The 10,208-nt window shown below is 55.9% G+C and carries 8 protein-coding genes and 2 pseudogenes; 4 read left to right on the top strand and 6 right to left on the bottom strand.

Annotation, left to right across the window (positions count from 1 at the left end; genetic code table 11):
* The 6 genes and pseudogenes from B2R48_RS00090 to B2R48_RS00065 all read right to left on the bottom strand — a co-directional run.
* Positions 1 to 484 (bottom strand): annotated as a pseudogene (locus B2R48_RS00090) (osmoprotectant NAGGN system M42 family peptidase); the annotation flags it as partial.
* 41 nt (positions 485 to 525) lie between these two features.
* Positions 526 to 1,395 carry a FadR/GntR family transcriptional regulator gene (locus B2R48_RS00085; protein WP_213474785.1) on the bottom strand — a complete coding sequence of 290 codons (870 nt, stop codon included), beginning with the start codon at positions 1,393 to 1,395 and terminating at the stop codon, positions 526 to 528.
* A gap of 52 nt (positions 1,396 to 1,447) precedes the next feature.
* Positions 1,448 to 2,440 carry an ABC transporter ATP-binding protein gene (locus B2R48_RS00080; protein ID WP_296996223.1) on the bottom strand — a complete coding sequence of 331 codons (993 nt, stop codon included), beginning with the start codon at positions 2,438 to 2,440 and terminating at the stop codon, positions 1,448 to 1,450.
* A complete protein-coding gene (locus tag B2R48_RS00075; protein ID WP_296996220.1) occupies positions 2,433 to 4,370 on the bottom strand; it encodes a dipeptide/oligopeptide/nickel ABC transporter permease/ATP-binding protein in 1,938 nt (645 codons plus the stop codon). The genes B2R48_RS00080 and B2R48_RS00075 overlap by 8 nt, the downstream gene beginning before the upstream one ends.
* A complete protein-coding gene (locus B2R48_RS00070) occupies positions 4,367 to 5,314 on the bottom strand; it encodes an ABC transporter permease (protein WP_062955687.1) in 948 nt (315 codons plus the stop codon). The genes B2R48_RS00075 and B2R48_RS00070 overlap by 4 nt, the downstream gene beginning before the upstream one ends.
* Before the next feature lie 90 nt (positions 5,315 to 5,404).
* Positions 5,405 to 6,973 carry an ABC transporter substrate-binding protein gene (locus tag B2R48_RS00065; RefSeq protein WP_062955686.1) on the bottom strand — a complete coding sequence of 523 codons (1,569 nt, stop codon included), beginning with the start codon at positions 6,971 to 6,973 and terminating at the stop codon, positions 5,405 to 5,407.
* Between the two features lie 240 nt (positions 6,974 to 7,213).
* Between B2R48_RS00065 and B2R48_RS00060 the strand changes: the two genes are divergently transcribed.
* From B2R48_RS00060 to B2R48_RS00045, 4 genes and pseudogenes are all read left to right on the top strand, one after another.
* Complete coding sequence (locus B2R48_RS00060; RefSeq protein WP_296996213.1) at positions 7,214 to 7,879, top strand: DUF1028 domain-containing protein; 666 nt, start codon at positions 7,214 to 7,216, stop codon at positions 7,877 to 7,879.
* Positions 7,880 to 7,898: 19 nt separating this feature from the next.
* Positions 7,899 to 9,128 carry an allantoate amidohydrolase gene (locus B2R48_RS00055; protein WP_296996210.1) on the top strand — a complete coding sequence of 410 codons (1,230 nt, stop codon included), beginning with the start codon at positions 7,899 to 7,901 and terminating at the stop codon, positions 9,126 to 9,128.
* A 340-nt stretch (positions 9,129 to 9,468) separates the two neighbouring features.
* Positions 9,469 to 9,903 (top strand): universal stress protein, encoded by a 435-nt coding sequence (locus B2R48_RS00050; protein ID WP_062955684.1) that lies wholly within the window; start codon positions 9,469 to 9,471, stop codon positions 9,901 to 9,903.
* Between the two features lie 33 nt (positions 9,904 to 9,936).
* A pseudogene (locus B2R48_RS00045) lies at positions 9,937 to 10,208 on the top strand (alanine glycine permease); the annotation flags it as partial.

The raw sequence follows: 10,208 nt of genomic DNA, 5'->3' as shown, positions 1-10,208 counted from the left end.
GGGCGCGCACATCATCCCCGTTTGACACCCGCGCATCCAGACGCAGTTCAAGCTGTTCCCATGTGACCGGCTGACTATCAATTTCGGTGTTATAGGTATGACCCGATGCCTTGACGGGCAGGATGGTGCCCCGGATGGTCTTGCCGCTATCGGTATAGACGGTCACGCGCGCCCCTTCGGCGAAACGCGACGACCAGTGCCCGATCATGGAGACTTCAAGTCGACCATTATCCTTGATCTGTTTGACCATGGCACCCAGCGTATCAAGATGCACGGCAACGGCCCGGTTCGGGCTTTGTTGTTTACCGGGCAGGATTGCGCGGATCGCCCCGCGGCGGGTCAGTTCAAACGCCACACCCATATCTCGCAGTTCGTCACAGACATAAGCCACCGCGCCCTCGGTCATGCCCGTCGGACTGTCAATCGTCAGAAGCTTTGCCAGAACCGCACTCAGATACTGTCGATCAATATGGGTTTCAGACATGATACCCGTCCTTACATTCCTGGATAATGTCAGATCAAAGATCAGTGTTTGGTTGCAATACCCGAAAGTGCGCGCAATTCGGCACTGGGTGACAAATCACGCGGCAGATCGATATTGCCCGACCGGAAAAAGCGGTTTTCAACCACCGCTTCCTGTTCTTCCATCAAACGCTGGGCCGCGCACATATGTTGATAAGTGACCGCGCGCGCCGTTTCACCATCGCCCTTGCGAAGCGCTTCGATCAGGCGGAACTGATAGTTGCGCCCCGTTTCGCGCAGTTCGGTATTGGGCTGATCATAAATCTTCTTGCAGACCGTCAAATTCATCAGCAAATCGATCATGAACCGGCAGATAAATGACAGCAGCGGATTGGGGCAAAGTTCCACCAGAACCAGATGGAATTCTAGTTCCTTGACACGTTGACGTCGCGCTTCCTCGATCGAGGTCGGATGGCTTGCATACCATGTCATGACCTCTTCAAGTCGTTCGAAATCGTCTTCTTCCAGATGACCGATACAAGCCGCAGCCATTTCCGGTTCCAGCAATATCCGAAGCTCGTAAATGTCGCGGATCGTCAGATCCTTGAAAAAGAAGTAATTGGCCAGAAGTTCGACCGCGCGTCCCTCGGACACAGTATCGATAAACGCCCCGCCGCCCGGTCCGGTCCGGGTTGCGATAATCCCCTGCGTTTCCATTGATTTCAGAGCTTCGCGTACCGTCCCCTTGGATGCGCCCAACAGTGTAATCAGTTCCGCTTCCTGTGGCAGACGCTCGCCCGGGCGCAGCCCCTTTTGCGCGATATAGTCTTTCAGCGCGTCGGCGATGATATCGGAACGCTTCCGCTCGCGCTTGCGCGGGCGTGTTGTCAGTTCCAAGTCCTGTTTCGGCCCCTTGATCGGGTTCTTTGTCATTTGTGTTTCCCTGTCGCGCCCAAACGCATTCCGGCCCCTATTCTATCCTTTTTCAGGACCTTGTCACCGGATTGAGCGGATGCAGACATGCCGCATCGTGGTTATCCAACCCGTATTGTGCCTCCGGGACGGTGGCAACACAATCATCCTGGGCCCGCGGGCAGCGCGGCGCAAAGGCACAGCCCGGCGGCGGCGCCAGCGGATCGGGCAATTCGGCACTGGCATCTTCGACCGTAAGGCCGCGTTTACCCGGCACGGGCGCACTATCAAGCAACAACCGGGTATAGGGATGCTGCGGCTTTTCAAACAATGCCCGTCCCGGCGCCTGTTCAACCACCCGGCCGAAATACATCACAGCCACCCGGTCACTGACTGCTTCGACCACGGAAAGATCGTGACTGATAAACACATAGGTCAGGCCAAATTGCGCCTTGAGTTCCGCCAGAAGGTTCAAAACCTGCGCCTGCACAGACACATCAAGGGCCGAGACCGGTTCATCAAGCACAATGATTTCCGGTTCTGCCGCAAGGGCGCGCGCAATGCCGATGCGCTGCGCCTGCCCGCCGGAAAATTCATGCGGATAACGATCAAGAAATTCCGGGCGCAGATTGACCGCATCCATCAATTCCTTCATCCGCTTATCAAGCGCATCGCCCGAAAGACCACGCAAATGACGCAAGGGGGCCGCCAGTGTTTCACGGACCAGCTTGCGCGGATTAAGCGAGCTGATCGGATCCTGAAAGACATACTGGATGCGCTTGGACAGGGCGTGGCGATCCTGGGCGATCAGATCATTCATGTCCGATCCGGTCAGGGTAATATTGCCCTCTGTCGGGCGATCCAGCCCGACCAGCATGCGGGCCAGTGTGGACTTGCCACAACCTGATTCCCCGACAATGCCCAGCGTTTCACCCTTGCGCACCGCCACATCAATGCCGCGCACGGCATAGACCATGGGTTTCTGCCCGCCCAAAATCGTGCGGCCGCCACCAAAGGTGCGTACAAGGTCGCTGGTTTGCAAAACGACGTCAGACGTCTCAGACATTTGCCGCCTCCATCGGTTTGATACAGCGCACACCATGGCCGTCGCCCAAATCATCAAAGCTGATCTCGCCAACCCGGCATTTGTCCTCTGCCCGTTCGCAGCGATCAGCAAAGGCACACCCGGCTGGCAGGTTGTTAACGGCCGGTGGCAATCCCGGAATGGCCGCAGTCCTGCGATCCGGTTCACCCAGTCGCGGTACGCAGTCAATCAGACGCTTGGTATAGGGATGGGCCGGATTTCCAAGAACCTGTTCGGTCGTGCCCATTTCAACAATGCGTCCGGCATACATCACCGCCACCCGATCACAGATTTCCGACACCACGCCAAAATCATGGGTGATGAACAGAACCGAAGTCCCGTGATCAGTGCGCAAATTGTTCATCAATTTCAAAATCTGCGCCTGCACGGTGACATCAAGGGCCGTCGTCGGTTCATCGGCGATGATAAGTTGCGGCTCATTGGCAAGGGCCATGGCAATGCCGACACGCTGGCGCATACCGCCCGACAGTTGATGGGGATAGTTTTCAGCCCGGCGTTCCGGGTTGGGAATACGCACCATGCCCAGCAGCTTGACGGCCTTCGCCCAGGCATCCTTGTAGCTCATGGCGTTATGGGCCCGGATCGCTTCGACCAGCTGATCGCCAATGGAAAACAGCGGATGCAGCGTCGAAAGCGGATCCTGGAATACATAGGCTGCCTTGCCACCGCGAATGTCGCGGACCTGACGTTCGGACATGTCAAACACGTCCTTGCCATCAAACATCACCCGGCCCCCGGCAATCGTGCCGGGCGGCGATGCCACAAGCCCCAAAAGCGAAAGTGCGGTAACCGATTTGCCCGATCCGGACTCGCCCACCAGACCAACGCATTCATTCTTACCGACCGAGAAACTGACACCGCCCACGGCCTTGTAGGTGTCATCCCCCAGAACGAATTCGGTGCGAAGTTCATCAACGGCCAGAACGGTGTCATCGTCAACCGGATGGCCTGTGCCCGTGTCGCTGCGATCAATCTTGGTCAGCGGCGCCGGACGTGCGAGCGCGCCCGATTTCAAACGCGGATCAAGCACATCCCGGATGCCATCACCCAGCAAGTTGATGCTCATCACCAGAATAAAGATCATCGCACCGGGAATGGCCGAAAGGTGCTGTGCGGTCGTGATCAGTTTGCGCCCCTCGCCCAGCATGGAGCCAAGGTCGGCCTGTGGCGGCTGCGCACCAAGCCCCAAAAAGCTCAAGCCCGCCGTCTCAAGGATCATCCAGCCAACTGTGGTCGAAATCGTAATCACGATCACCGGCATGACATTTGGCAGGATCTCCGTCACCAAGATACGGATATGCCCCTTGCCAGACAGCTTGGCGGCATCAACGAATTCACGATGCGCAATACCCACCGTCACACCGCGAATGTTACGCGCAAAGAACGGGATGTTGACGACCGCAATCGCATAAAGCGCATTCATCAGGCCCGGCCCAAGGGCCGCGACAATCGCCAGTGCCAGAAGGATATAGGGAAAGGCCATCAACATATCGATGCCGCGCATCATGATGTTGTCTGTCCGCCCGCCGAAATAGCCCGACACAATCCCGATGGTCGATCCGAACAGGGCCGCCACCAGGGATGCCGAAATCCCGACCGCAAGACTGACCCGTGTGCCCCAAAGCAAACGCGACAAAAGATCACGTCCCAGATGATCCGTGCCCAGAAAATGCCCATCCGAGAACGGCGGCAACAAACGTTGCGCCGGGTCGGTCACATCCGGATCGGGCAGCGGAAGGATCGGCGTGATCAAGACAAGCGCGATGACAAGGGCAAGGATTGCAGCCCCCATCAGGGCCAACTGATTGCGCGCCAAAAGCTTAAACGCCGAAGGCCGCGCAGAACGCTTTTTGGTTTTGATATCCGGTGCTGTTGCTGTGTTGCTAGTCATGCCTTCACCCTCGGATCAAGCAGATGCTGCAACACATCGGCAAACAGATTGAAAAGAACATAACTGCCCGCGACCAGAACCACGCCCCCCTGCACCAGCAGGATGTCACGGGTTGAAATCGCATTGACCAGCATGCGACCAATGCCGGGCCACTGGAACACGGTTTCAATATAAACCGCCCCGCCCAGAACAAAGCCCGCCTGCACCCCGATCACCGGAATGACGTTGACCAATGCCGCCTTGAAGGCGTGGCGATAAATCACACGGTTTTCATCAAGCCCCTTGGCACGCGCGGTGCGAATGAAATCCTGACGCAGGACTTCAAGCATGTTCGATCGGGTCAACCGGGCAATAATCCCGGTCGCCACCACGGCAAGCGTGACCGATGGTAAAATCAAATGGCGGATCAGATCGGGCAAATCCCCGCCACCATAAATCGCATACATGCCGCTGACCGGAAGCCACCGCAATTCAACGGCAAAGAACATCATCAATAAAAGACCCAGCCAGAAACTGGGCACGGAAATGCCAATCAGGACCGCAAAGGTCAACGCCTTGTCCGCCCAGCCATATTGACGCACGGCGGAAATTACCCCGGTCAAAAGGCCAAAAATCGTACAAAGGACAAGCGACGTCCCCGCAAGGATCAGGGTCGCGCCAAACCGTTCAAGGATTTCATCCAGAACCGGCCGGTTCAGGCTATAGGATCGCCCGAAATCGCCCTGAAGCATATTTGTCAGCCAGATCCAGTATTGTTCGACCATGGTTTTGTCCAAACCAAGATCGGCACGCAACTTCTCGACATTATCCGGCGTGGCATAGGATCCAAGGATCGCCAATGCCGGATCACCGGGGATCATCGACATAATCAGAAAAACGATCACGGTCAGGCCCAGTAAAACCGGCACCATCAGGATCAATCGACGTAAAATATAGACGTGCATGGCAAGGCTCGTCTGGCTATGTGCGGGAAACGGGATTTAAAGCAAAAATGCCGGGGCTGGCAGGCCATGCCCCGGCATTGATGTATCAGATCAGTTTTTTACGACATCATCAAGCAGCAGGAAGAAGGACGGCTGCAATTTGAAACCATCCACCAGCGTGCTTGAAACCGCATTCTGTTTCCAGTTTGCGATAAAGGCCCAGGGTGCATCGTCATAGACGATTTCCTGCATCTCGCGATACAGCTTGGCACGCTCGGCCTGATCGGTCGAAGAGCGGGCTGCTTCAAGAAGCTTGTCCACTTCCGGGTTGGAATAGTAACCGGAATTGAAGCCACCCTTGTCCGGCCATGCATCGGTGCGCAGAGCCAGATATGGCAGGGTGTCGGGATCGTTGGTCATCCATGCCATTTCTGCCATGTCCGCCTTGCCTTCAAGACCCGGGTTCACCTTGCCAAGGAAGGTGTTCCACTCATAGGTCTCGATTGCGACGGTCAGACCGATCTGGGCAAGGTCTGCCTGAATGGCAGCACCCATCGGCACCGGATCAAGCATGCCCGAACCGCCTTCGGTGACATAGAAGGTTACCTCGGCACCGTCGGCACCAGCTTCCTTGATCAGCTGTTTGGCCTTTTCGATGTCATGCGGATAAGGCTGCAGTTGCTCGTTATAGGCCCATGCAAATGCGGGCGGGGTTGGGCCGGCTGCGATTTCGGCTGTCCCCTGAAGCACGTTTTCGACAATTGCTTTTTTGTCGATTGCATAGTTGATGGCCTGACGGACTTTCTTGTCCTTGAACGGACCTTCCTTCAGGTTCAGGATCAGGAACCACAGGTGCGGGCCGGCCTGTTCATAGACGCTGAAGTTATCGTCGCCCGCAAGCTGGGTCAGGCTGTCTGGCGGCACTTCAACCATCAGATCAATACCACCTGCCATCAGTTCAGCCACACGGGTGTTGGCGTCCGTGATCGGACGGAACACAACCGCTTCAAGCTTGGCCGGATCTTCCCAGTAATCGTCGTTGCGTACGACAACCACCTTGGCGTTGCTTTCCCATTCGGCAAACTTGAACGGGCCGGTGCCAACCGGATTACGGCCAAAGTCCGAACCGCCTTCGCGAACCGCCGTCGGCGAAACGATCAGGCCGGTCGGATAGGCAAGGTTGGACAGGAACGGCGCATAAGGTGCGTTCAGCTGGAACTTGACGGTCAGATCATCGACGACTTCGACCTCTTCCACCGCGCTAAAGAAGAAGGCAAGCGGGAAAGGCCCGGTGTCATGTTCAGGATGACTTTCATCAAGCATACGGTCGAAATTGTACTTCACCGCCTCTGCATTGAACGGCGTGCCGTCATGGAAGGTTACCCCGTCGCGTAAGGAAAAGGTGTAAACCGTTCCGTCATCAGAGATCGTCCAGCTTTCTGCAAGGGCGGGCTCAACTTCGAGCGTGCCGTCCTTGTAACGCACCAGACCATCATAAACATTCATCAGAATGCGGAAATCATTCACGGCGGTGACTGCCGCCGGATCAAGTGATTTGGGCTCTGCAATCTGACCGACCACCAGGACACCCGGTGGCGTCTGGGCTTCGGCCGGGCCGAAACCGATTGCGGAAACCGCAAGGGCTGCTGCTGCAAGCACCCCTTTAAACAGGCTTTTCATTCAAGCCTCCCATGTTGAAACCTTCCTGTTACCCCCGGTTCATACCGAACCGACCGACAACGCACCGTATATGAGGTGTTCTTTTTGATTGGACGTTTCCTGAATTCCGAACCCGTTGTCGATGCTTTCGGATGTCACGGTTGCAAAACCTATTTATAATGATAAATTCGATTTCGGCAATTATTTATCATGATAAATTTAGGACGGCACATTCACCAAGCTGTCTGACAGGCGGGAAACATGACCTTCACAATCGTCGCCAGAGACCCGAAAACCAATGCACTGGGCATCGCCAGCGCAACGGGAAATCTGGCCGTTGGCGGGTTTGTCCCGCATATTGCACCGGGTATTGGTGCCATCGCCACACAGGGTTTCTCGACCAATTTTTGGTACGGCATCAATGGTCTGGCAATGCTTGAACAACGAAAATCTGCGGAGTCGGTCCGTGAAAAACTGACCGGCGATGACGATGGTCGCAACTGGCGACAATTGATCGTCCTTGACCAAACCGGTGAAACGGCTGTCTGGACGGGTGATAAAAACCGATCAGAAACCGCCGAAATCACCGAGCGCGATCTGGCGATTGCCGGAAACATGCTGGCCCACAGCAATGTCCCCGATGCCATGCGTGAAAAGTTCACCATGATGCGCAAGGCACACGAGCCATTTGAAAAATGCATTCTCGAAGCGCTCGTCGCAGGTTTCAAGGCCGGGGGTGATGTGCGTGGCACAACATCCGCAGCGATCAAGGTCATGACGCCAAACCGCCTGCCCCTTGATCTGCGTGTTGATGATCATTCTGATCCCGTGCACGAACTGATGCGCCTGTATGGCAAGACACAGGATCCGGAATACCGTCACTTCTTTGATCGCCTGCCGACACCCGACAAACCCCATCAATACTAGAACCAGGGCAAAAATCGCCATGCTTGGCCAACTGATCTTTGACCGCCTTGAAGAGGCCGCCACCCACAGCCAACCCGGTCCGGGTGTTACCCGCCTGTTTTTGAGTGACGAACACCGTGCCGTCACGCCGCTGATCCGCGACTGGATGACCAGGGCTGGCCTTGTCAGTGAAATTGACGCCGCAGGCAATATCGTCGGGCGTGATCAAAAGGCCCTGGATGGTGCGCCCACGCTGATCATGGGATCACATCAGGACACGGTTGTTTCAGGCGGAAAATATGACGGAATGCTGGGCGTTGCCCTGCCGATTGCCGTGATTGAACAGCTCAATAAATCAGGGATCGACTTGCCATTCGGCATCGAAATCGTTGCCTTTGGCGACGAAGAAGGCACGCGCTTTCAATCAACTCTGGTCGGTTCACGGGCGCTGGCAGGCAAGCATGACCCCAAATCGCTTGAGGCCACCGACGACAAGGGCGTCTCGGTGGCCGATGCCTTGCGCGATTTTGGCTGTGCGCCCGAAGATATCGCAGGCCTCAAACGTGACAAGGCCAATGTACTGGGCTTTATCGAAACCCATATCGAACAGGGTCCGGTTCTTGAAAAGCGCGACCTGCCGGTTGGGGTCGTCACGGCATTGACCGGGATTGAGCGCCACCGCATCCGCATTCAGGGCAAGGCCAGCCATGCGGGAACAACGCCGATGAATGACCGACACGATGCCTTGGTGGCAGCCGCCGATATCATCCATCAGGTCGAGGGCGTCTGTTCGATGACCGATGGCATGGTCGGCGTCGTTGGCAAGATCGAAGTCAGCCCGAACGCGGTCAATGTCATTCCCGATCATGTCGATCTGACCATCGAACTGCGCGCGCCCGAGCGGATCGTTCGGGTCAATGGCCGGGGGCAGATCCTGTCGGCACTGCCCAATATCGCGACCAATCGCCGTGTGGAAATATCGGCCGACCTGACCTATGAGGCCGAAGGCGTACCATGCGCCAACTGGATCATGGATGGGCTGGGCCAGGCAATTGGTGAACAGGGCATAGAACCCTTTCGGCTGTTTAGCGGGGCTGGCCATGACGGGCTGGCCATGCATGATCTGTGTGACATCGGCATGTTGTTTGTGCGGTGTCGCGACGGACTGAGCCACCATCCCGACGAATCCGTGACGCCCGGGGATATTGATGTTGCAGCAAAGGTTCTGATCGACTTCCTGAAGATGGTCGGACCGATAAAAGGGTTGTAAATTCGGCAAATCAGGCCAAATTTTTCCGGTTGCACCCACTTTTTTTCGCCCATTTCACAAAATTTTCCGATGCACACCCCTATTTTTGGCGGGCATTGTTTTGTTTTGGGCCAAAAATCACCAACCTTTAGCGCTATATAATATTCTCACATTCAACTTTCCGGCGAAATTATTTCATTTTTATGTATGCTTTTGATGTCGCTCGGGGGGCGGTGACAAATGCATATCGGGGGAACCGTCGTGTCCACGTCTCCGACACAGCGACAGGTGCAGATGGGATCTGCATCTCGTTCAGTGGGAGGATCAGCCTGACTTCTCAGTCTCTGATCAGGAGAAACAAATGACCGATCAGCCAATCGTTGTGGGCTACGATGGGACAGATGCCGCACAACGCGCCGTGGAATTCGCGGGTCAGCGCGCAACAGCCGTCGGCTGTGCCGTGCATCTTGTCTATGTTCTTGAGTGGTCCCCATACAGCTTCCTGTCAACACAGGAGCTCGAAGAGCGCCATAAACGGCGCACAGAGGAACTTTCACGGGCGGAACAAACACTCAAACCCGCCCTGGATACACTGAATAAATTGAAAATACCGGTAACTTCGGAAGTCCGTTACGGCCATTCCGGCGAACTGATCTGTGAAATCGCCAAGGAAAAAGACGCCTGTCAGATCATTGTCGGTCGCAAGGGTGGATCAACGCTGGGTGCGCGGCTGCTGGGCAGTTTGCCACTTACGCTGGTTCAGGCATCGCCTGTTCCGGTCACTGTCGTTCCATAAGGCAATCACACGAAGTTTAACCGGAGAAACATCATGTTCTCGAAAAAGACAGCAATGGCCAGCGCCCTTGCAGTGATGTCGGCCACCCTGCCCCAACTTGCACAGGCGCAGGAAGTCGGCCTTGATGAAAAGATCAATCAGGCGATCTCACCGATTTCAAATGTGATTGCCGGCGCAATGTTCTATTCCGTGCCCATCGGCGGTACGGCCTTTCCACTGATCGTTGGCTGGCTTGTCATCGCGGCCACCATCTTTACCATCTATTTCGGCTTTGTTCAGTTCCGCCGGTTCGGCCATGCGATTTC

The organism is Thalassospira sp. UBA848 (assembly GCF_002295455.1).
Taxonomy (GTDB): domain Bacteria; phylum Pseudomonadota; class Alphaproteobacteria; order Rhodospirillales; family Thalassospiraceae; genus Thalassospira.
The sequence above is the reverse complement of the archived record's forward strand: the minus strand, read 5'-3'. Positions and strand labels throughout refer to the sequence as shown.

Excerpts from the sequence above, each read along its gene's own strand:
- B2R48_RS00085 (WP_213474785.1), bottom strand. The coding sequence starts at position 1,395 with ATGACAAAGAACCCGATCAAGGGGCCGAAACAGGACTTGGAACTGACA.
- B2R48_RS00080 (WP_296996223.1), bottom strand. The coding sequence starts at position 2,440 with ATGTCTGAGACGTCTGACGTCGTTTTGCAAACCAGCGACCTTGTACGC.
- B2R48_RS00075 (WP_296996220.1), bottom strand. The coding sequence starts at position 4,370 with ATGACTAGCAACACAGCAACAGCACCGGATATCAAAACCAAAAAGCGT.
- B2R48_RS00070 (WP_062955687.1), bottom strand. The coding sequence starts at position 5,314 with ATGCACGTCTATATTTTACGTCGATTGATCCTGATGGTGCCGGTTTTA.
- B2R48_RS00065 (WP_062955686.1), bottom strand. The coding sequence starts at position 6,973 with ATGAAAAGCCTGTTTAAAGGGGTGCTTGCAGCAGCAGCCCTTGCGGTT.
- B2R48_RS00060 (WP_296996213.1), top strand. The coding sequence starts at position 7,214 with ATGACCTTCACAATCGTCGCCAGAGACCCGAAAACCAATGCACTGGGC.
- B2R48_RS00055 (WP_296996210.1), top strand. The coding sequence starts at position 7,899 with ATGCTTGGCCAACTGATCTTTGACCGCCTTGAAGAGGCCGCCACCCAC.
- B2R48_RS00050 (WP_062955684.1), top strand. The coding sequence starts at position 9,469 with ATGACCGATCAGCCAATCGTTGTGGGCTACGATGGGACAGATGCCGCA.